23 protein-coding genes and 1 tRNA gene are annotated in these 22,284 nt (G+C 44.7%); 6 read left to right on the plus strand and 18 right to left on the minus strand.

All coding sequences use genetic code 11. The features are described from left to right. Positions 1-310: 310 nt before the first annotated feature. The 10 genes from MHH49_RS30220 to MHH49_RS30265 all read right to left on the minus strand — a co-directional run bounded on the left by MHH49_RS30220 (position 311) and on the right by MHH49_RS30265 (position 7,804). Positions 311-1,240, minus strand: coding sequence for an alpha/beta hydrolase (locus MHH49_RS30220; RefSeq protein ID WP_081386872.1), 930 nt, complete (start codon positions 1,238-1,240; stop codon positions 311-313). A 68-nt stretch (positions 1,241-1,308) separates the two neighbouring features. Then, complete coding sequence (locus MHH49_RS30225; protein WP_051491619.1) at positions 1,309-1,716, minus strand: MerR family transcriptional regulator; 408 nt, start codon at positions 1,714-1,716, stop codon at positions 1,309-1,311. 166 nt (positions 1,717-1,882) lie between these two features. Next, complete coding sequence (locus tag MHH49_RS30230) at positions 1,883-2,326, minus strand: DinB family protein (protein ID WP_038569920.1); 444 nt, start codon at positions 2,324-2,326, stop codon at positions 1,883-1,885. A 15-nt stretch (positions 2,327-2,341) separates the two neighbouring features. Then, positions 2,342-2,857: a HugZ family pyridoxamine 5'-phosphate oxidase gene (locus tag MHH49_RS30235; protein WP_076143255.1), complete on the minus strand. Its 516-nt coding sequence runs from the start codon at positions 2,855-2,857 to the stop codon at positions 2,342-2,344. Between the two features lie 44 nt (positions 2,858-2,901). Beyond that, positions 2,902-3,681 (minus strand): ABC transporter ATP-binding protein, encoded by a 780-nt coding sequence (locus MHH49_RS30240; RefSeq protein ID WP_076100835.1) that lies wholly within the window; start codon positions 3,679-3,681, stop codon positions 2,902-2,904. Position 3,682: 1 nt separating this feature from the next. Beyond that, positions 3,683-4,672, minus strand: coding sequence for a FecCD family ABC transporter permease (locus tag MHH49_RS30245; RefSeq protein ID WP_051491618.1), 990 nt, complete (start codon positions 4,670-4,672; stop codon positions 3,683-3,685). A gap of 16 nt (positions 4,673-4,688) precedes the next feature. Further along, positions 4,689-5,726 carry an ABC transporter substrate-binding protein gene (locus MHH49_RS30250; RefSeq protein ID WP_081386605.1) on the minus strand — a complete coding sequence of 346 codons (1,038 nt, stop codon included), beginning with the start codon at positions 5,724-5,726 and terminating at the stop codon, positions 4,689-4,691. A 233-nt stretch (positions 5,727-5,959) separates the two neighbouring features. Beyond that, on the minus strand, positions 5,960-6,511 hold the full coding sequence (locus tag MHH49_RS30255) for a GNAT family N-acetyltransferase (protein ID WP_340889863.1): 552 nt from the start codon (positions 6,509-6,511) through the stop codon (positions 5,960-5,962). A gap of 25 nt (positions 6,512-6,536) precedes the next feature. Further along, positions 6,537-7,238 (minus strand): hypothetical protein, encoded by a 702-nt coding sequence (locus MHH49_RS30260; protein WP_076272636.1) that lies wholly within the window; start codon positions 7,236-7,238, stop codon positions 6,537-6,539. Positions 7,239-7,432: 194 nt separating this feature from the next. Next, the gene (locus tag MHH49_RS30265; protein ID WP_341138757.1) at positions 7,433-7,804 is read right to left on the minus strand and encodes a hypothetical protein; all 372 of its coding nucleotides are present in this window, start codon (positions 7,802-7,804) and stop codon (positions 7,433-7,435) included. A gap of 166 nt (positions 7,805-7,970) precedes the next feature. On the opposite strand from MHH49_RS30265, the gene MHH49_RS30270 reads away from it, so the two are divergent. Continuing rightward, on the plus strand, positions 7,971-9,218 hold the full coding sequence (locus tag MHH49_RS30270) for a S8 family peptidase (RefSeq protein ID WP_076104628.1): 1,248 nt from the start codon (positions 7,971-7,973) through the stop codon (positions 9,216-9,218). On the opposite strand, the gene MHH49_RS30275 is transcribed toward MHH49_RS30270, so the two are convergent. Further along, positions 9,210-10,019: a class I SAM-dependent methyltransferase gene (locus MHH49_RS30275; RefSeq protein ID WP_036689424.1), complete on the minus strand. Its 810-nt coding sequence runs from the start codon at positions 10,017-10,019 to the stop codon at positions 9,210-9,212. The genes MHH49_RS30270 and MHH49_RS30275 overlap by 9 nt on opposite strands. Before the next feature lie 200 nt (positions 10,020-10,219). Between MHH49_RS30275 and MHH49_RS30280 the strand changes: the two genes are divergently transcribed. The 3 genes from MHH49_RS30280 to MHH49_RS30290 are packed head-to-tail and all read left to right on the plus strand — an operon-like array spanning position 10,220 to position 12,161. Beyond that, positions 10,220-10,591 (plus strand): GntR family transcriptional regulator, encoded by a 372-nt coding sequence (locus MHH49_RS30280; RefSeq protein ID WP_036689422.1) that lies wholly within the window; start codon positions 10,220-10,222, stop codon positions 10,589-10,591. After that, positions 10,588-11,478, plus strand: coding sequence for an ABC transporter ATP-binding protein (locus tag MHH49_RS30285; protein ID WP_038569899.1), 891 nt, complete (start codon positions 10,588-10,590; stop codon positions 11,476-11,478). The genes MHH49_RS30280 and MHH49_RS30285 overlap by 4 nt, the downstream gene beginning before the upstream one ends. Beyond that, positions 11,478-12,161, plus strand: coding sequence for a hypothetical protein (locus MHH49_RS30290; protein ID WP_341138758.1), 684 nt, complete (start codon positions 11,478-11,480; stop codon positions 12,159-12,161). Before MHH49_RS30285 ends, MHH49_RS30290 begins: the two co-directional genes overlap by 1 nt. A 934-nt stretch (positions 12,162-13,095) precedes the next feature. Here the strand turns inward: MHH49_RS30290 and MHH49_RS30295 are convergent. Next, positions 13,096-13,179, minus strand: a tRNA-Leu gene (locus MHH49_RS30295). 195 nt (positions 13,180-13,374) lie between these two features. Between MHH49_RS30295 and MHH49_RS30300 the strand changes: the two genes are divergently transcribed. Continuing rightward, a complete protein-coding gene (locus MHH49_RS30300) occupies positions 13,375-13,821 on the plus strand; it encodes a hypothetical protein (RefSeq protein WP_051491615.1) in 447 nt (148 codons plus the stop codon). 96 nt (positions 13,822-13,917) lie between these two features. On the opposite strand, the gene MHH49_RS30305 is transcribed toward MHH49_RS30300, so the two are convergent. From MHH49_RS30305 to MHH49_RS30315, 3 genes are all read right to left on the minus strand, one after another. After that, positions 13,918-14,136, minus strand: a complete 219-nt coding sequence (locus MHH49_RS30305) for a hypothetical protein (RefSeq protein WP_036689413.1) — start codon at positions 14,134-14,136, stop codon at positions 13,918-13,920. A gap of 115 nt (positions 14,137-14,251) precedes the next feature. Then, positions 14,252-14,569, minus strand: coding sequence for a hypothetical protein (locus MHH49_RS30310; protein WP_036689410.1), 318 nt, complete (start codon positions 14,567-14,569; stop codon positions 14,252-14,254). Positions 14,570-14,670: 101 nt separating this feature from the next. Next, the gene (locus tag MHH49_RS30315; protein WP_038569895.1) at positions 14,671-15,243 is read right to left on the minus strand and encodes a xanthine phosphoribosyltransferase; all 573 of its coding nucleotides are present in this window, start codon (positions 15,241-15,243) and stop codon (positions 14,671-14,673) included. A 196-nt stretch (positions 15,244-15,439) separates the two neighbouring features. Between MHH49_RS30315 and MHH49_RS30320 the strand changes: the two genes are divergently transcribed. Continuing rightward, on the plus strand, positions 15,440-16,561 hold the full coding sequence (locus MHH49_RS30320) for a YkvI family membrane protein (protein ID WP_076130149.1): 1,122 nt from the start codon (positions 15,440-15,442) through the stop codon (positions 16,559-16,561). Here the strand turns inward: MHH49_RS30320 and MHH49_RS30325 are convergent. Genes MHH49_RS30325 through MHH49_RS30335 form a run of 3 tightly spaced genes read right to left on the minus strand, consistent with a single transcriptional unit; the run spans position 16,548 to position 22,272 of the window. Then, entirely contained in the window at positions 16,548-19,787 is a 3,240-nt protein-coding gene (locus MHH49_RS30325) for an AAA family ATPase (RefSeq protein WP_341138759.1), read from the minus strand. The two genes, MHH49_RS30320 and MHH49_RS30325, sit on opposite strands and share 14 nt — an antisense overlap. Then, positions 19,777-21,129 (minus strand): metallophosphoesterase family protein, encoded by a 1,353-nt coding sequence (locus tag MHH49_RS30330; RefSeq protein WP_341138760.1) that lies wholly within the window; start codon positions 21,127-21,129, stop codon positions 19,777-19,779. The genes MHH49_RS30325 and MHH49_RS30330 overlap by 11 nt, the downstream gene beginning before the upstream one ends. A gap of 6 nt (positions 21,130-21,135) precedes the next feature. After that, positions 21,136-22,272: a glycosyltransferase family 4 protein gene (locus MHH49_RS30335; RefSeq protein ID WP_076100847.1), complete on the minus strand. Its 1,137-nt coding sequence runs from the start codon at positions 22,270-22,272 to the stop codon at positions 21,136-21,138. Positions 22,273-22,284 lie beyond the last annotated feature (12 nt).

Genomic DNA, 22,284 nt, shown 5'->3' on the forward strand with positions numbered 1-22,284 from the left:
TGTCTAATTCTCCGTAGCCCCCTTCCTACATGAATTCGGACTGAGGAGCCCTTATTTCCGAAAATCACCGTAATTCACCATGCTATCGGACTCAAATGCAGCTATCCACCCAAATCCCCACCTCTTCGGCGTTCTTATGTGCCAATAAGAGCTATGCAGTCCGAAAAGTTAGCCAAACACGCTAAATTGAGCAAATAGCTGCAATACGGTCCGTTACGATGAAGAAGCCCAGTATCTAGCAATCCACCTTCTGCGAACCTAACGATTTCGCCAAAAAAACCTCCTTGATCTCTCAAGAAGGCGCGCAATATCAGCTGCTTTTTTGCTCAATCCGATCTAGCCTCGTTCTAACAAACTTACCGACATTCGCGATCGCTTGCTGCGCCTCTGGCAGCATATAAGCTAAAAAGTGAAAGACGCTCCACATGTTCTCCCATATTTCCAGTTCTACATGAACATCCGCGGCTTGTGCTCGTTCAGCCAACCTCGTTGCATCGCTTAACAATACCTCGTGGTCGCCTACTTGAACAAGTAAATCAGGTAATCCCTGCAAATCCAACCTTAAAGGAGATAATATAGGAGCTAGTTCTGTCCGAGCACCTAAATAAACATCAATTATTCGTTTATTTCCGTCTATGCTGCCTGTTGGATCAAACTCCGCCCGACTCAGATACGATTCACCATCCAAATGGACGAGATCTGTATGCGGCGAGATTAAAAAAGCACCCGCCGGCAGTTCCACACCCGCATCCCGTAAAGTAATCAACGTCATCAGCGCAAGGCTGGCTCCAACAGAATCCCCTCCAAGCAAGACATTCCCGGCAGAATATCCATTCGCGAGCAGCCACAGATAAGCGTCTATACAATCTTCGTTAGCAGCCGGATAAGTAAATTCTGGTGCCAAGCGATACTCAATGATTAGGATTTTCTTACCACTAGCTTTTGCAATTCGTGTAACCAAATCTCGATAAAATTCACAAGTCCCAGAAATAAAACCCCCACCGTGGAAATAAAGGATCACTTCATCAGCGGGTGGAGCAGATTTCACAGGAATAATCCACTCTCCACTTAAGGGTCCAATCATGACCCGCTCGACGATAACATCCGTAGGAATGGGCATGTTCGCAGCCGTCGCGGCCATCTCCTGCCGTATTTGCCCGATAGACTTGCTATCCAATCGGTTGCTTTGTCGCAAATAATCTTTGATCGCTGCAAGCTGCTCTGTACTTGACTTTTCCATATCGTTAATCCCTCCTACAATTCTTTTCAACTCAGATTGTAAAGTCTGTAGGAGACTACAAGGTCAAGTTAAGAATCCATTTTTAGGATTTCGAGCGTGGACTGTACGCCTGGATGTTTATCTGTGGCTAACAAATTTTTTCTCAAATCTGCGAGGGCTGTTAGTTTTATTTCCTGTTTTGCAATTTCGCCACGAACTCGATCCATTTTCTTATCCACAACAGTTACAAAATCATCTATGCTAATGCCGCTGCTTTCAGATTTAGTGAGTGCCTTCTTGATTTCCTTTAAAGTGAAACCACACAGTTTAGCATTATGTATAAAAACAAGTCGGCTAAGCACCTCATCCGAATAAAGACGATAACCAGCTTCTGAACGTAAGGGAGTGCTAATTAATCCGAGCTCTTCATAATACCTTAACGTCTCCATATTCACATTCGCCATTTTAGCAATTTGGCCTCGCAAGTATTCTGTCATAATCAGCGCCCCCTTATAATCCCCTACATTATACCAAATTCAGAGGCAGCAGAGGACATCAAAAGGACATCAAGGGACATCAAAAGAACGTCAACAAGTAACCAAGCTCCCTTTTAAAAACTCCTTATTTACGCACAAAAAAAACGACATTTCTGCCGTTTTCTCATCAATCATTTCCCAATTTACTCACTTCACTTCGGACTGCATTTTTCTGTATAAGCGAAATCTGTCCGGCATGAATGCCTGTATGATACATAAGCCTGCCTATCGCTTCAAGCGGTGTAGATGTGCCAAAAGCCGACTCCACACTCACATGCCACGCTTCTTCCGGAAATTCCTGCATCGCAGCAGTTAGATTCTCATTGGAAACAGTCAGCAGATCAACGAGTTCATTCAATGTAGAATATGCCGCCTTGTCGCCTTGAGGATTAGGTCTTGCAAAAAACCACTCTGCGAACATAAACTCAACTTCCGCATTATGCTGAATTAATCCCCCAATCGTAGAGTTCCCTAGCTTAAGGTTAAGATCCTCTTCCGGCAATGCCTTCACCATTTTATGAAATCGCGTTTGCACCGCTTGCCAGATTGGCAACACTAAAGTGAAAGTCATAGATTATTTGCTCCCTTATACAGTGGCTTCTTCGTCTTTTTTCTTGTCGATCACCACATGGTTGAACAGGTTCGCATCTACGTCGATGTCAAAGGCCAAGCCAAAACCAACAACATAACGCCCTTGGACAGGTGTCAATTCAAACAGTGAAAAATCCAATCCACGCAGCAAATTCACCATTGCCGCCCCATGATCAGCATTAAACAATTCAAAGATCTCCTCATGCCCGTCATTCCCGATATTGCTTGCTGTGCAATTCCACCGCACACGTTCCGTTGCAAATTTATTATTCGTCGCAGACTCATCTGCAATTAGAAGCGCATCTACAAACTCGTTATTTTCCATATATCTGTAATGTTCGGCGATCTTACTAATGTAAATATAAAGTTTGCCTTCATGCTTAACAAAAGGAGCATAGCTGATAAAAGGTTTTCCTTCGTCATCTATTAAGCTCAAAATCAGATTTTTACGATTCGCAATAAATTGCAAATAGTTTTCTTTATTTTTCTTTACATCTACAGGCTTCTTCATTATAAAATCCCTCCATTAATAGGTTATGTAATCTAGCCACGAATCTAGCGAACGGTACTTAACAAATGAATACGAGGTTTCGTCTCTGCAGGAACATATTGAACTTCGGCATCCATTCGGTATATATTCCGGATCATATCGGTTGTCATAACTTCATTTGGTGCCCCATACATCGCTTTTTCACCCGCCTGCACCACAACAATACTGTCACTATAGGTAGAGGCTTGATTGAGGTCATGCAACACCATCACGACGGTCATCCCCATGTCTTGATTTAGCTCACGTACTAGCTCAAGAACTTCATGCTGATGCGAAATATCCAAGTAAGTGGTCGGTTCGTCAAGCAACATAACCAAAGGGCGCTGCGCCAAGGCCATAGCAATCCAAGCACGCTGTGATTCACCACCGGATAACGAGGAAACTGCTCGATCCTTATAATCCTTTAAATGTGTCTTTTCCAGTGCCCAGTGGACAATCTCCATATCCTCATGATTTAATTTTTCGAACCATTTTTTATGAGGATACCTTCCATAGGAGACGAGATCGATCACGGTCATATCATTAGGCGCTTGGTTCTTCTGGCTCAGCATGCACATTTTTCGAGCCACTTGTTTGGCAGTCATGGACTTTAGATCCGTACCATCGAGTGTGACCGCACCCGTATGATATGGAATTAGTCGTGATACCGCCTTAAGTAATGTAGATTTACCTGAACCGTTTGGTCCTATAATCGAGACGATTTCACCCTTTTTTACGGAAAAAGAGAAGTTGTTAATAATGTTTTTCTGCTCATACCGAATCGAAATAGAGTCGACAGTAAACATGTTAGAACGCCTTCTTTCTCATCAGGTATAGAAAATATGGTCCACCGATCACCGCCATAAGGATACCCGCAGGAATATCTAAAGGTGCAAATAAGGTACGTCCACCTGTATCTGCTATCAACAATACCAATGCTCCAAGTCCCATACTCATCGGCAAAAGAAATTTATAGTCTGAACCCACCAACAATCGAGCCATATGTGGCACAACAAGTCCAACAAAGCCAATCATCCCTATAGCCGCTACAGAGATAGCCGCTAGAAATACTGCCAGCAAGGAAAGTAGAATACGAATTCGATCCACATTTTCACCTAAATTCGAAGCCACCTGATCGCCTAAACGTATAATATTCGCCTTGCGGATCGCGAAAAAGGATAAGATCCAGCCTGCAATGGCATACGGGAAAACCATCATCAAGGCATTGTTCCCTTTTGCAGCCAAACTGCCGTTCAACCATTGGACTGCTGCCGGAAGTCTGTCGCTGTACATGATGGTCAGAAGTCCTATTAATCCCCCGCAAAGAGCATTCACAGCAACTCCTGATAAAATAATAGTGATCGGCGAAATGCCGGTTCTTCTCCACGCTAATGCATATACAATCCCTGCAGCGATTAGTCCACCAACAAAAGCCGCAATTGGAATAAACTCCGTATATTGTGGTGCTGCAAGCATAATGACAAGCACACATGCAGCCGCCCCACTCGTTACACCGGTCAATCCTGGATCAGCAAGTGGGTTGCCCATCACAGCTTGCAGCAGAGCGCCTGAAACCGCGATATTTGCCCCAATGATCATCGCCAGTAATACACGCGGCAAACGAATATCCCATATGATGGTGGCATTCACCGCTTTTGCCGCTGACCCAAAGATTGTGCTTAGGATGTCTGGTATGGGGATGTATACTGAGCCTAGTCCAATCGCAATTATGGCGGCAACGAGCGCAAGTGCTAACGTTACAATAACAATAATTCTGCTACGAGATGTATTTATCACTTGCTGTCTCCTTTAATTATTCATAGAAGTATTTTGCAATTTCGGTTAAGGCTGTCTCGGCGTTAAGGATCGAAGTAACACCGAATACGCTGTAATCTAGAATGTTGATTTTGTTATTTGCATAAGCTGAGAGCTTTGTCCAAGTTTCATTTTTCTCTATTTCTTTTTTGAACTTATCCTCTGTCGCTCCGTGGTCGCCTGAAGCGAGTACGAGAATGATGTCTGGATCAGCGGCTACAATGTTCTCCATATTAATAGGTGAGTAAGTGTCAGTAACTTGCAATACAGAAGTTGCGATGTTATCAGCACCAAGCTTATTCACCAAGCTACCTAAATAAGATTTCTCACTCATGACCATAAAAGAATCCGCGGTTCCGATTACGAGCAGCACGCTTGGCAGCTCTTTGCCTTCGGCTAATTGACTCAGCTCATTTTCTTTGTCCAAAATCTTAGTTAAAGCAGCATTCATTTCATCTTTTTTATTAAAATAAGTGCCTAAAACTTTGAGGCTAAGCTTTAAATCCTCGAATGATTCTGTTCTCAAATATGCTTTTTGTAGGTCGATTCCTTCTAGCGATTTGTCTAATGTGCTGCGAAGTGATTCCGCTCCCAGCAGCAAGTCTGGTTCAAGTTTTGTCACTACTTCCAGATCCGGTGCCATAGGAGATCCAATACGATCAATTGTTTCGAAATCAGCAGGGATTGGATTCGTTGAAGTAGGTACACCTACCGGAGTTATGCCGAGCAAATAAAGCATTTCTGTTAACGGTACAGAAGTTGTTACAATACGCTCCGGTACTGTAGAAGGGAATTGGCTTAAGGCTTCGTTGAACAATGTTTCATCCACACCATCATTCTCCAGACTGTACACCTTGCCGGCAGCTTCCGCTGTATTCGCTACTTCTGTTGTATTTGCTGCATTCGCTTCTTTCGATTCATTAGCAGTTGTATTCGTTACTGCTTCATTTTTTCGATTGTCCGTTGTATTAGTAGACGAACAAGCAGTCATTGCAGTAAGCGCTGCAACAACCAGGAGTACTAATATTTTTTTCAAAATCTATCCCTCCGAATATGTATATTTATACGTTTCATGTAGTGATAATGATTTTCATTTTCACTAATCGCTTCCTATGATAATCGTTATCAATGAGAAGTGTCAAGAATTTTATTTTAATTTTAAATAAGAAGGAATTTCATTATTGTCCGTTGAAGCGGACTAGCATTTCTAATCAAAAAAGCCACGCCCATTGGGCGTGACTTCAAATAGTGGTGTATGAAATCCAAGCGTTAGTCAGTAGCTCTCGCATTTAAAATCCCATAATGAATAAGGTCTACAAACTCATTTTCTTTATAAATATGCTGTAACAAAACGCCTTCTTTCAGCATGCCAGATTTTTGCATAACCCGTCCCGAACCAGGATTTGTAGCAAAGAATCTGGCATACACTTTGTGATAATGTTTTTCTGTAAAAGCAAAATTAATGACCGCTTTTGTTGCTTCTGTAGCATATCCATTACCCCAGTGATCCTCACCTATCCAATATCCAAGCTCGCCGTTTCTGTGTGTCCGGTTATTTCTCAGTCCTATAGCACCATACAGCTCTTTTGTATTTTTATCAGTAATAGCGAATTCATATGAATTATCATTATTGAACTCATCTTCATGTGTTTCAATCCATGATAACGCACATTCAATGGGGTATGGATAAGGTAGAGTTAATGTACTTTTGTAAACATTATAATTATTGCAGAGCTCACTGACACGCTGTGCATCAGACAATGCAAAAGGTCTTAAAATCAATCTTTCAGTAGTAATTGTTCTCTTCTCTGGATTGTACAATGGTATCCCCCCGTTAAACTAAATATTATAAAACAAATACAAGCCAGATAAACAGAAAACTTGGCCACCACTGCTTACCCGCTTTCACAAACAGCCAGCCAAACACCAAAGAAAAAGCAGTAATATACAAGCCGCTTTGCAGACCATGTGTCAAATGACCTAATCCCCAAGTCAGCATTAAACCTATTCCGCCATAAGGAAGAGAAGGTTTCTTAAACCATACTTCTCCTGCAGACTGCATTAGCGCAACCAATAGTACAACTAGTACAGCTTCCACAATGTAATATATGTTTTGAACCAAGGCAACCCATATGCCCATAAAACCATGTTCTAACTTGAAGTTTTCATATTCTCTATAAATCTGTGGAATGCTCTCCCCATTAATCCAAAATTCCAACACAGCGAACAAAAAGCTTGATATAAAAGCTACAATTAATAAAGGAATGACCTTAGAGCTCCAACGCAAAGATATAACCTTTTCAATCAACTTCCTCTTCCTGAACCAAAGTAGAAATATCATAGCTCCAACTGTCCACAATAGGGTGACTATGCTCCAATGAACAACTAGTACGTACCAAGGGCTGACAAAAAAGTCGTCTATATTAAACAAATCCCCCCATAACCATTGATCTAATCCCATGATGAACATATCCATTCCTAACATTAAAAATACAAGCAGTCCTAATAAAAAATATTGAATACCTGATATATTCCCTTTTTCTTTCACGAAACCTCTCACCCGCCTTATGTCCATTTTTGTACTATATTCCCAAAATTATGATGCTGAAAGTATGGCATCCCCCCATTCTGTTTGTCTGTAACAAATCACTCACTTGAATCAAAGTTAGAAAAATACATAAAAAACAGCACGCATCGATATAAAATCGACACATGCTGTTTACTTGACCTGGCTTGTCCAAACTAGAATCTAGCCACAAAAAATTCGCGGTCTGCGGGAACGTTAAAACTTCTTATAGTAGCTCCACTCTCATCTCTTAAAGTGAGAAGATAAGGTACTGATGTTAAGGTACTAATTGTTGGGAATCTAACTACACCAAATTCGTCAAAATCAGCAGTTACCGTTGTAGTTCCAGCTCTCAATGAAGCTGACCACCCCGTAGTATCTTTAGGTGTACCCGTTGCATTTGTACCAATAGCAACAACAATAAATCTATCCAGAGTCTGTCTAATTCTACGTTTCTTTCTCGTAGGAGCTGCTTTCGCTTTTTTAGCCGCGAGAACTTTGCTAGCCATAACTGCTTTCTTGTTAACTGTTTTTTTAATAATTGCCATTTACTTCACCACTTTCTTTTTAGGATACGTTAGTAAATGCAAGAATCGTAATGTTTGACCTCTCTTTCACCTACAAATCTGAAAATGTGTTAAATCCTAGTTTCATAGTTTCGTGTCCACTAGCTCTGCAGTGCATATAATACCTTCAAGAGGTGATTCATTACTAATGAACGGTCAAAAATGGCTAGAGCAATATCATTCGAAAATGCACCATTCTTTGAGAAAAAGAGTTCAACGTTCCTATCTTCCAGCACATAAAGCAAATTCCATTCCAGTTATCATTAAATTCAAACAAAAAATAACTACAGCCCAGCTACAGTCTTTACAAAACCATTTAAAATCCCACGACCTTCCGATCAGACATCATCTTCACCTGCTCAATTCGATATCATCCAAAGTTTCAAAGAACTGCCTGAACCGGATGTGCCGCTGGGATGGTATCGAAAAAATTTATTTGGATCAAGTCAAAAAAACATCCCTTAATATAGCGACACCATCCATTGGTTCCACAGCTGCCCAAAAGAAAAAGCGGCTTACCGGAAAAGGGATTAATATTGCTATTCTTGATACAGGGGTGTATCGGCACCCTGACCTGTTTCGCCCTGTTAACCGCATAGTTGCTTTTAAAGATTTTATCAATCATAGAAAACAGCCCTATGACGATAACGGCCATGGAACTCATATCGCAGGGGATGCAGCAGGCAACGGTTGGATGAGTAAAGGAAAATACAAAAGCCCTGCTCCAGAGGCAGGGATAGTAGGTGTCAAAGTACTCGATAAAAATGGCGATGGATATGATTCCACAATCATTAAAGGAATTGAATGGTGTATTGCGAATCGGAGAAGACTTAATCTTCGTATTCTTTCGATGTCATTCGGGGGTAAGGTGAATCTTCCTTGTTCAGATGATCCACTCTGCCAAGCTGTAGAAAAAGCAATTAAAGCCGGACTGAACGTTGTAATAGCAGCTGGAAACAGCGGACCGGGACGCAGTACGATCGAATCTCCAGGGATTAGTCCTTCAGCAATTACTGTCGGTGCAGTGGATGACCGTCGCACGCTCACGCAAGCGGACGACCGAATCACTTGGTTCTCCAGTCGTGGACCCGCACCGGGAGGAAGGAAGAAACCGGATCTCGTTGCTCCAGGCGAAACGATCATCTCCCTTCGTGCCCCACGATCCAAGCTGGATCGCGAGCTTCCTTATTTGCGGATAGCTAAAGATTACTTTGTGCTGTCCGGTACCAGTGTCTCAACACCTATCGTCTCGGGTGTGATCGCGCAACTACTCCAGAGGAACCCTTCTCTTACGCCTAAGCAAGTAAAATCCATACTAAAAAAGAACACATTTCGCCTTAAACTAAGTCCTAACACAGCAGGATGCGGTGAGATCAATGCGCGATTCTTATCGTAAATCCGCTTCTTTTTTAAAGGCAGTAATGATTGAAACCGACAATTCCTCTGTAAATATACCTGTAGGCTCTATTTCTAATAAAGCTGATTTCATATCATCTTCAAAACGTTCTAAGTTATCTCTAAATAATCGCTTAGAGGCATAAGACGTAGAATACAAATTTCCTAGAATAGAATCAACAGTCCAAGTGATGGAATAACTCGATAACACCTGTCTTTCAACATCTGTAAAACTGGATCGCTTTACAACATCCTCATGTCTTTCTTGTGGATGTCTATATGTACTGTTCCCGGCTATTCTTTCGTCACCCAACCAGCGTTTCACTACTTCATCTACCTTTTGTTGCCAAGGTAACGGTTCTTGTTGTTCATTAAAAGTATCAATTACAGCAATACCGCCGTTATCATCTAAACTGTGATAGAGAATTTCAAGAATGGATTCTCGGTCCATCCAGTGAAACGCCTTAGCCATCATGATGAGACGAAAGGAACCCCAGTCATTGGATAGTTCTTCCGCTCTACCCTGTTGCCAGCTAACATTCTCAACCCTGTTGTACTTTGATAACAGCTTTGCTTCTTCTAGCATCTCTAGTTCAGTATCTACGCCAACAATTTTTTCGAACCAATCCGTAAACCTTTGCGCTAACTGCCCAGTACCACAACCTAAGTCTAGCAACCGGCCCTCTCCGTTAAGTGAGAATTTGTTCACTAGATATCGAATCAGTGAGGACGGATATAGCGGGCGATATCTGGTGTAATAGCTTGCAGTATCTTTGAACAGATCCGGACCATAATCATTCATAGCTGAACTCCCCCTTCTTTTTTACCAAGGACAAAATCATAGCATTTATGTAATGCAAATAAAAGGCTATCCAGAGCATTCTGGGCAGCCTTTATTTATGTGGATACAGCCCAAAATAATTAAAAAATATTGACAATTAACTTCGTTGCATATATGGTTAATTACATAACTAACTAACCAATGAAGTTGGCGGTGAATACATGGGAAACTTAATGGATGATACACGACCGATATTTATGCAGATCGCCGAACGAATAGAAAATGACATCATCGAAGAAACACTGCTGGAGGAGTCACAAGTTCCTTCGACAAATCAGTTTGCTGTTTTCTACCAGATCAATCCGGCTACGGCTGCGAAAGGTGTGAATTTGCTTGTGGATCAAGGGATATTGTACAAAAAACGAGGAATCGGTATGTTTGTAGCTTCTGGAGCGCGTGCAGTATTGATGGAGAAGAGAAAAGAACAATTTTATGAACAGTATGTAGTAACCATGATCCGTGAAGCTGAAAAATTAGGAATTACGTTGGATCAATTAACAATTATGATTCAGAGGGGAGACAACAAGTCATGAATGAAGTCGTTGAAATCAAAGGATTGACTAAGTCATACGGAAATGTCACTGCCATCCATGAACTCAGTTTTTCTTTGGAGAAAAATAAGATATACGGGCTACTCGGCAGAAACGGTGCAGGAAAAACCACAATAATGCATATGATCACAGCTCAGCTTTTCCCTACAAGTGGTGTCCTGAACGTATTTGGTGAACATCCGTACGAGAATAACCGGGTTCTCAGGCAGATTTGCTTCATTAAGGAAAGCCAAAGGTATCCGGACACGTACCGAATCATCGATGTACTGGAGGTATCCGAATTATTTTTCCCAAACTTTGATCGGGAATATGCTCACTCTTTAATCAAGGATTTCAATCTGCCATTAAAAAGAAGAATAAAAAAGCTGTCCCGAGGTATGCTCTCGGCTGTAGGAATTGTAGTAGGTCTAGCCAGCCGTGCTCCGCTTACCATTTTTGACGAACCCTATTTAGGTCTTGATGCAGTAGCTAGAAGCCTGTTTTACGATCGCCTAATTGAAGATTATGCTGAAAATCCACGTACGGTTGTTTTGTCCACCCATTTGATCGATGAAGTAAGTCAGCTTTTAGAGCATGTTATCGTCATCGACAACGGCAAGCTAATTATTAACGAAGATGCTGAAGCCCTTCGCGGGCAAGCTGTTACGGTAATCGGCGCGACAGCAAAGATCGAAGATTTTATCGCTGGCAAACAAGTCATTTCCCGCGAGTCTTTTGGCGGATTGCTTACAGCCACCATTATCGGCTTCAACGTGAAGGATCAAGCACATGCTGAAAAGTTAGGCTTAGAAATCTCACCTGTATCTTTACAGCAATTAATTGTTCATCTCACAAATAAAAAATCTCTAGGAAAGGAAGTGACCGTGTAATGAATCCTACGGCAGGTATGTTAAAAATGCATTTCAGAGATAAGTGGTTATGGTTGTATACGCCTTGGGTAATCTTGTTATCCAGCTTCTTGGTAAATGTCATCGTCGCTTCTTTCATCCAAGAACCAATCTATACCGGCGGTCTCGTCTCTATCTTCATTTATATGTTAATTACCGGTATACTCATTTTGGTGCAGACCTTCCCTTTTGCTCTGGGCTTAAGCCAACGAAGAACGGATTATTTCATAGGCACTTCCTTAATGGCTATTATAACTAGCGCCACCTACTCAATTCTCCTCTACCTGCTCGCAATCATTGAAAGCAAGCTTACGGGTGGCTGGGATTTGGAACTACATTATTTTCATTTGCCCTTTTTAAATGATGGTAATGCCATGGAACAGCTGTGGATGTATTTTGTGCTCTTTCTTAATATGTTTTTTCTGGGGCTAATGATATCCAGCATCTTCCGGAGATTTGGCCGAAGCGGTTTGTTCATTTTCTCAGGGGTTACGTTTATCCTGTGCAGTCTCGGCGTATTGTTAATGACCTATAATCAGTGGTGGGTAGACCTCTTTAACTGGTTTGCTGGATATACCGCATTTGAACTTGCCTTGTGGTCCATGCCTCTGACAGTCGTGTACGCTCTTTTATCGTTTTTGATGCTGCGTAGAGCAACCGTGTAATTCATTATCCCATAAAAAACAGGTGTGTCCCAATAGCCATGCAATGGTTGCTGGGTGCACCTGTTTTTTTCGTGTCTTAGACTTTGATCTAGACAACAAACTTCATTGGATTCGAGCATAGTTGCGCGCGCGAAGTTGCTATGGGACTCAGCGGGTTAAGTAGCGTAGAAGCAAAATTCAGTGTCGCGCTATTGCAGATAGCGAAGGACCAAAACACAGATTAGTATTTCGCCAATCTGCGCGTACGAAGGCGCTATCGGACTCAGCGGGGCGAGTAGCTTAAAGCAGAACGTAGTGCCTCTATTGCAGATAGCGAAGGACCAAAACACAGATTAGTATTTCCCAATCTGCGCGTACGAAGATGCTATCGGACCCCGCTGACCTTATTCGCAGCTTTAGAGCACATTTGGATTCCTATCGGACCCCACAGTCGCTATCGGCATAAAAAACGCCAAATTCGATCCTTTTCCTATGCGATAGCTGCACTGGGGTCCGAAACTATGCTCAAAAAGCGATAAATGAGCAAATAACGTCAGCTGGGTCCGTAAGCCTTAGGTGATGATGATTCCGCGGGGCGATTAGCTTAGAAGCAAAACACAAATTAGTATTTCTCCAATCTGCGCGTACGAAAGTGCTATCGGACTCAGCTGACCTTATTCGCAGCTTTAGAGCACATTTAGATTCCTATCGGACCCCACAGTCGCTATTGGTATAAAAAACGCCAAGTTCGATCCTTTTCCTATGCGATAGCTGCACTGGGGTCCGATACTATGCTCAAAAAGCGATAAATGAGCAAATAGCTTCATCTGGGTCCGTAAGCCTCAGGAGATGTTTCTTAAAGATTTCTTTCGCTTAAGCACTACCGTCTGCTGAAAAACACAAAAAAAAGGATTATAAAACTGCTACTGGAGCAGTTCTATAATCCTTTTAGCTATGCGGTCAAGAGGACTCGAACCTCCACGATATTGCTACCACTGGCACCTGAAGCCAGCGCGTCTGCCAATTCCGCCATGACCGCGTATTATAATGACTCGCTATAATGACTCGCTTATTGCGGTCACAAGATAGATCATACCACGCTGAGAATCCAACGTCAATATATTTCCGTCATTTTCTTATCATTCATTAATTTATGGATAATTATTGCTTTTGTTGCCGAATATAAGGTATAATGAGAACAAAAGTTCGCATAATATAAATGAGGTGATTTATAATGGCGACTACGAAGCTAAACACATCCATTATTGATGAAGAAGTAACTAAAGAAGAACTGTCCCTGGTCAGAAGCTATTTGCTGCTAACGTTTATTCATAAAGTTTTCGAACGCGACTGCCGTGTAATCAGTAGAAGCGGCCTGTTTAAGACCCCTCAGCTATATATGGAGCTCGTATCTGGTGCCACTAAGAAGACGTCACTAATGCTTCAAGAGGTTACGCGCGAGCTGAGCTCCCATGATTTGAAGATTACTACCGTTCGCCAAGATCAGCGAGGAGTCGAGGCATTATATTCCTGCAGAGGATTTCAAGGAGAGATGAATATATTATGGCCAGGCTTCCGTAGAGAAATGATGCTGCGCATGCGCGCGTATCTTGGACTGTCAACAGAACTCTCCATACTCTCCAGAGAAGAGAATGCGTCTGAACTAGCTCTAACTATATAATCCCAAATGACATTACAGAAACAGCTCCCGCCCAGTAGGGCGAGGAGCTGTTTTGTATTATGAAGATTATTACTGCGGATATTATTACTGTAAAAATTATATATTATCCGGATCTTGTCTTGGTTCACTAAATGGCTGGAATAAATAATTGCGATCCAGCTTCACTACTCGTCTATTCTGACGACGTATCATCACCTGAGAATCATCCCATGCAAGAACTATCCCTTTTACGTCGTTACTTTCCAAGCCATCGCGCACTACACGAATTTTCTCACCGGAAATCCGGTAAGCATCCAATTGCTCATCGCTAATCATCATTAATCCCTCCTGTCATAGCTTGTCCTATTTAGTCTCAGAAAAAAGACCCAAATGATAAATCATCTGGGTCTCATGTAGGCAATTAACGACTTGCATGTCTACTAAAGCATTCTTATATCAGCGCTTCATTCTTCTCAAACCAGAAGTCAAGAACTTTAGCGGACATCACACGTTGCTCCAGATACTCCACTTGGTTAGTAGTGAATTTTTCCCTCCAAGGAAAGGATAACTCTTCACACAAACCTTTGATTGTCAGAAGCTCTGACCAGGCTACATAGCGTTTGTACCAAAAAAACTGAGGATGTTCAATCATATAGGGATACAGATCGTCGAATTCCGTGTGTTTGCAGTCCAGCGCACGCTCGAAATGATCCTTGGCCTCGGTTAATTTATCAATAAAAAATTGTTCAGTCACCGGTTCTTTCCCCATTGTGACGCCTCCTCCCTATGTCTAATTTTTATTATAAAGGAAAATCCATAGGGTGAAAAGCAGTTGTTTAAAAAATAGGCCTGTTCTTATTGCCAATTAGGTTATTCCCCAAATTCGATGGTGCCTCCATTTAGAGAGGTAATTCTTACGAGTGACTCCAGACGAATGCCTTGCTCTCTGATCGTCCGAGCCCCTGCCTGAAAGCTTTTTTCAACTACAACACCAAGACCAACTAGCTCGGCGCCAGAACGTTGAATGATCTTAATCAACCCACGCGCTGCATCACCATTGGCAATAATATCATCGATAAAGAGGATTTTATCCTCTGGAGAGATAAATTGGCGAGACAACATAATATCAGTAACGATACCTTTTGTAAAAGACGGAACTCTTTCGCAAAGCGCATCTGGATCAGCTAACAGAGTTTTTTTGCGGCGTGCAAAAACTAGCGGCACCTTTAATTCATACGCGGTGGCAAATGCCACGGCAATGCCCGAGGATTCAACGGTCACAATACGTGTAATTCCTGAGTCCGCAAACCTCCCGGCAAACTCCCGTCCCATTTCCATCGTAAGCTGTGGATCAACCTGATGATTTAGCAGTGCATCCAGCTTCAGCACTTCATCCGAAACGACGACACCTTCTTCCAAAATCCGCTGTTTCAACACTTCCATGACTTTGAACCTCCAATACCCTTTATAATCGCAGACATTCCGTACAAATTAATCACTGATCATAAAGCAATTACGACGGAAGTCATGTCCTACTGATCCTCATCATAACCTGTACTATACAGAGTACACAAGGTTATCCTGCATAGCACTCGTTATGATTTTTCTTTAGCTTCGTAAAACTATTAGGAGGGGAGCCATGAAATCACATGTCCGAACATTACAGATCGCTTTCACTTATATTGGCACCATTGTAGGAGCCGGATTCGCCACCGGACAGGAAATATTAAAATTTTTCACACGTTACGGGCACTGGGCAGTCCTGACCATCCTGCTCTCAACTATATTGTTCATATGGCTGGGTACAAAAATGATGGTCATTGCTCGGCGAATAGAAGCGGAATCCTATGAAGACTTTAACCGCCACCTCTTCGGGGAACAGGTCGGAAGCACCATCAGTTTGTTCACGATGGTCGTCCTGATCGGAGTAAACAGTATTATGCTTGCAGGGGCCGGCGCTATTTTTCAGGAGCATCTCGGACTTCATTATCAGACTGGACTACTTATCACATTGCTTGGTTCATACTTTCTGCTAAAACGAGGGATTTCCGGTATTCTGCAAATGAACAGTATTGTTGTACCTTTAATGCTTACTCTGTCACTTATCATTATTTTTAATACTTTTCAAATTCCGGGAGCTGGACGGTTCCTGTTCCTTGATAACGATCGCTCTCTCTTTGGAGCATGGATGTCACCGCTGCTCTACACCGCCTTTAATTTAGGGATGGCACAAGCTGTTTTAGTCCCTATGGCTCGTCACACAGAGGAAGAAAAATCCCTTGTATGGGGCGGTATTATTGGGGGTACCGGGATTGGTTTTATGTTGATCGCCGCACATTTCGCAATGAGCTCACAGATGCCAGGGATTCTCAAATTTGAAATTCCGATGGGCAGCATCGCCGTCCGATTGGGTACTGTAGTGCAAACTATATATCTCCTACTGATCTTTTTGGAGATCTTCAGCACTTTTGTCGCCGATATTTATGGAGTAGCTGTACAGCTTAAGCAACGGCTTCCCCTATCAACCGCATTGATTACACCACTTCTGATGTTGGTCTGCTATTTACTGAGCCAGTTTGGCTTTAGTTCACTGCTCTCCGTGTTCTACCCAATCTTCGGAGGTTTATCATTGGTCTGGGCTGTCAAGCTGCTGCGCACGCCATGGTCCTCTCCACCAGGTAGTAATACTTCATCGAACTCAAAGGAGAAGGGGAACAGTCTCGTATCCGTAAAACCAATCACCCGAACTACACGGAAATAACCGCTGCTGTAGGAATCATACGTGCTGCCGCTTCCGCCACATGCTTGTGACAGGTCATCATCACAATCTGGCGGGAGATCGACAGTTCTCCAAGAAGTCCAAGCGCAGCATGAAGACGAGACTCATCAAAGTTAACGAAGAGATCATCGAATAACAGCGGCAGCGATACTTGCCGTGACATGGTCTCTGCCAATGCCAATCGGATGGCAAGATACAGCTGTTCTGCCGTCCCTCGGCTAAGCAATCCGCTGTCTAGTAATCCCCCATTCTTATGTTCAGCTTTCAGCTCTTTATGCCCCAGTGTCATAACAACCCTTTTATATTCCCCTTCCGTCAGCTTGGAGAAATAATCTGAGGCAAGCAGTAATACCTGTGGCTGCTTCTCCTGCTCATACACACGACGAGTTCGCCCGATTAGTTCGGCAGTTATCGCTGCCACTGCATATTTATCAGCCACGATCCGCAAGGCTGCTCTCTGCTCTTCCAGTTGCTGAATAACGGAATCCTCCACGCAGCGCTCCTTCAGATACTCCCTTTCCTGAAGCAGCTTGCCTCGCTGCTCCAGCAGGGTGTTCCAACCCTCTTCCTGCCGTTCCATCAACTCTTCAGCCAATGACCGCTTCAGCTGCAATGCTTCCGCATCATGATGATTTAATAATTCCAGCAGAGCAGTAACTCGCTCTTCCTCCCAACCACCGAACATAACAAGCTCCCACTGGCGAATCGATTTATTCAGATCACTGCGCCGCTGCACAGCTGCTGACCTGCGTAAGAAGTCTTCTCCACCAGTCGCCCCGCCTTCTTGTATCAGAAGCTCACGCTGTTCTCTCAGCTCACCTAAAATCCTGTGGCTCTCCTTGAGTTCTTCATCCACATCCTGCAATCTTGACTGCATAGTTTCCCGGCGAATCAAGTCCTTTTTCAGATCATCCCACGCTCTTTTTCGCAGTTCCAGCCAGCTTAGTAAGGATAACGCAGATATTCGTTTCCCCTCTTGCGGATCTATTTCAAAGCCAGCTGCCGCTACACCAGACTCGTCGCCAAGATCAGCACCCGACTCATAGATAAGTGTGAGCAGTTCCTCCTCAAACATGTTACATTCTGCTTCCAGCTCCTTCAATCGTAAGGAGAGTTTATTCTCTTGGCGCAGCAGCTCATTCCCTTGTTCAACCATAGCAAAAATATCCGGCAGCCCTTCAGGGGATAACCCTTCAGGCAGCCTGCGTTGGCGAAGCCATTCTTCATATTGCTCAGCAGTTTCCGTAAATGCCGCCTCCGCCCGGTGCATTTCTTCAGCGAGCAGCTTCTCTTGGCCTGCCAGTGTCTCCAGCTCCGTGCGGCAGGCATCACGCTCGGCGGCATAGCGTTCGATGCGCTGCCGCCAAGCTGACCAAGCCTCCATGAGCCTGCGAAGCTCCCTCATGGAGGCCTCCAGCCCGCCTGCGTCAGGGCTGGACCCCGGGGCGGCCGTCCGCCGCCCCGGCACAACGCTCTCCGGCTCCGCCCCGGAGAGCAGCTGCCCCCGCAGCCGCAGCATCTCGGCTGCGGCTGCGCTGACGTCCCCGCCATGCTCTGGCGGGGACGATTCCTGCCGGCGCGCTCCGCGCAAGCCGGCCCAAAGGGCCAGATCGGCCGCGCCCAGCAGGCCGATCGCAAGCACGGCGCTGGCCGGCGGAGCACCGGTCAGCCACAGCGCTGCGGGCAGCAGCACGGTTAGTGCTGCCCCAGCCCACAGCAGGCGCCGATAGAGCGCGGCCATGCGCTTCGCGCCAAGGCCGTCACTTCCGGCGCCGCGCGCTGGCCCTTCGCTGAGCTGCGCTTCGCGCCAGCGTTCGGCCGCCTGCTGCAGCTCGTCCCACAGCTGCAGCACTTCACGGGCGCTGCGGGGAGCCAGCTGCGCAAAAGATTCCGCGCCGGTAGCATGCTCACGCGCCAGCGCCCGTTCTGCTGCTTGGAGCGACGCTGTGGCAGCGGCCAAACGGGATCGCAACGACTGCCGCGTTGCACCCTCCGCCTCCATGCGGCGGTCATAACTAGCGAACGCCGCCGCAAACTTCCGTGCAGCTTCACGATCTGCCGCTGCACCGGAGAATGAAGTCAGCTCTGCAGGGCCCCAGCTCACATCAATGCCGCGCAGAATTCGCCGCAAATGCTCATTCAGCGCCGTTAATTCTCCCTCAAGCCGCTGTCTTTCCGTTCTACGGTTCTCATAACTGCTCCGATGCCGGTCCAGCCGCTCCAAAGCAGGCCCCTGCGCTGCTAATACTTCATCTGGAGGGTTCTTTGCCAGTTCAATAGTAAGCTCGCTTAGAAGACGTTCATAACGTACTACTGATCCCTGTGCATTACGAATTTCTCCTTCAAATGCCTGAAAGCGAGTTGCCCCTTCTTCAGGAAAGGCTAAAATCAATGGCAATCCTTGCAGCTCTAGCTGAGCCTCGCTCCACTTTAACCACAGCTCACGGACTTCCTGTGCTTTTCGAAACATCACTAGCTGCTCTCCAGTGAGCTTACGCTGTTGCTCCAATTCATCTAGCTCCGACTCCGTTGCCCTCAATGCCACTATATTATCGTTATATCGCGGGAGATAAGAACGGCTCTCAACCATTTGGCGCTCAAGCTTTTCAATGGCTTGCACAACTTTTGCTGCTTCTTGCAGCTTGCCACGAGGTTTGTACAGCTTCTCAGCTTCCTGCACCAAACGGCGTTCCGCACGCATGATTGCACCTCCACCGCCCATACCTGCATGAAAAAGAAAGCTGCTCATCTCCTCAGATTGAAGGGCAGCAAGCTCCTGCAGCTCGTCCAGTGAAACTGCGAACAATTGCTGGAACATACTCCTAGAGATCCCCCCAAGTAAATGTCTTTCCATTTCAGCTTGTCCTAGCTCTTGAGTCGTTTCATTTGGATGATTTACTGTAATGTTCAGCTTTTCATTTCTTCCTGATCCCTCAGCACCTGAAGCAAAACGGCGAATGGTCCACAAACCATCATCACAGTCACGTATCTTCAGGGTCCCCCCATGCAATCCACCTTGCATAGGTTCATACCTTTCCAAGGGATTTCCACGGCTTGGAATTCCAAACAGCATAGAGCGTATGAATTGCAGTGTCGTACTTTTTCCTGCTTCATTACGCCCATAAAGTACGGTCACTCCCTGCGTTAAATGAATCTCTCGATTGTGAAGACGCCCGAAGCCATTGATATGCAAATGTTCAATTTTCATCGTTTTGCCCTCCGGCTTGTAGATACGAAAGACTTTCCGCCGCTTCAACAGTATCATCCATCCCACCAAGCATCGTGATTCCCTGCTCTGCTGCACCACGTAGCCAGCTCAACTTCTCTTCTTGACTAGTCATATACAACAGCTTACGCAGCTCCTGATTCTCCAATAGTGGTTTAAGCGCACTATTTAATAGTTCTTCGAGCGCTTCCGGAGAATGTTCCGTATGCTCTGCAATGCGCAGCATTTCTCCAAGAAAACTATCTTCTTCCAATAAGCGTTGGCGATCAATAGCTAAGCCGGACTCGATGGCGAACCCTTCGGTCCAGACAAGCCCTTTGTAATCTTTACGCTCAGCCCTAATCGCCTCACGGCGCTGGAGTTCTGACAGCAGATCCTCTGCCGCCCCTTTTTCAGCCAATACTTTATGTACGTCCCCTCGTCCAATCAGACGGAATCTGACCACCGACATGAGCTCCGGGAGCTCCGCGCGGATGTCTTCAATAACCTGCTCCACTTTCTGTATCCATTCTGCTTCATCGCTTAATCCTTCTATAGATAGGTCTCTAACCTGCCAGCGAACGAAATCCAGTTCATGAAATTGCAGAGCGGATCTTCCAGCCTCATCTACATTCACAATATAACAGCCTTTAGCACCGGTTTCCTTAATGCTGCGCCCTTGTATATTGCCTGGATACACAATCACAGGCTTCTCATGCAGTACACTCCGTTTATGAATATGTCCAAGCGCCCAATAATCAAACCCCCGTTCGATAAGGTCCCTGCGACTGCAAGGAGAATAGGTCTCATGCAGCAAATCACCGTCTACATTGCCATGCAGCATCGCAATATGAAACAGGCGGCTGCCAGGTTTACGAGAAAAGGTTACAGCTGTGTTGTTCGTCACTTTCGCCGTTGGATAAGAGATTCCACTAACGATGGCAACTTCTTGGCCATCTATACGGCGGTAAGCTGTAGCGTGTTCTGGCTTCTCTCCGCCAAATACGGTAACATGCTTTGGCATTTCCGTTGTCAGACGCAGTCCGTCAAGCGGATCGTGGTTGCCATGAATCAGGAACACGTTAATCCCGTGCTCACCGAGTTCTTTGAGCGCTTCCTGAAATCGCAGCTGTCCCTGTAATGAAGCATCTGAAACATCGTACACATCTCCACTAATGACAATAAAATCAACATTCTCTTGGATCGCAACGCGGACAAGCCGCCCGAGGGCGGCAAAGGTAGACTCACGTAAATAAGCACGAATGGCTGGCGAAATATGCGCCAGCCCGGCAAAACGGCTATCCAGATGTAAATCAGCAGTATGCAGAAAGCGAAATGGAATCATAGCTGCTCACCCTTTCGTTCCTGAGGGATACTGTAAATAGGTTTTTTTAAGTTCATTAGCAACTCGTGTCAACGAATATAGGCTTTTGGCTTTATCCCATGCGGAACGTGAAAGCTCATAACGATAAGCCGGATCAGATATCACCTTCTCTAATGCGTCAGCAAGAGCAATCTCATCGTCAGGACTGACCAATAAACCATTCACACCATCTTCAATCTGCTCCGGTATTCCGCCCACATTTGTCCCCACTAAAGCCAGGCAGCTAAGTGCCGCTTCCGCAAACACTGAACCGAACGCCTCCGCCCGAGAGGGCAATACGAAAATATCAAAGAATGGCATGAATTCTTCAGGGTGCAGCGTATATCCGTAAAAAATCGTTTCATTATAGATCCCTAAATGTTGGGCCATCTTTTCCAGATCCGCACGTGAAGGACCATCGCCAATAATATGCAGTACATACTCATGGCCGCGATTTTTAAGCTCCGCGCAAGCTTTGAGTAATATATCTATTCCTTTAGCCGGAACCAGACGTGTCACGGTCACTAGCTGCGGAATAGCATTATCATGCGGAACAGGCTTAAATCTTTTTTCATCAAAACCATTCGGAATAACACCTATATTAGAAGGATCAATAATATAAGGGGCCACATAATCTGCAAAAGATCGCGACACCGTCATTAATCGATCACTAACATGCTCAAGCTCACGATAAAGTGAGACTAGAAAACGATGCTCCAAGCCATCCTCGGAAATCGCTCCATTTAGAATCAATTCCCGCTCGTAACTGGAATGCAGGGTATGAATTAACGGAGTATCAGGGAACACTTTTTTCATTGCTAAGCCCGCAATCGGATGATGAGAATGAATAAGATCATAGGGCTTACTCATCCGCAGTTTAGTCCACCATAAATAATCACGATAGGTCTGAATATATTTCTGAACGATCGGACTTTCTCCATACTGCATCCAATCAAACGTCTCGAATATTACTTCCTCATGCCCCTTATTGCGAATCCGCTTAGGCAGCCAAAACAAATCCATCTCCCAACGGCTTGAACGGAATCTTTCCTGAAGATAAGGGATCATAGATGATACCCCACCGGGTTGCTCCGGCGGGAAGAAGAGCGCTTGCAGCAAATTCATATGGTACATCCC

The sequence above is a fragment of the Paenibacillus sp. FSL F4-0122 genome (genome assembly GCF_038002845.1).
GTDB lineage: Bacteria > Bacillota > Bacilli > Paenibacillales > Paenibacillaceae > Paenibacillus_AQ > Paenibacillus_AQ odorifer.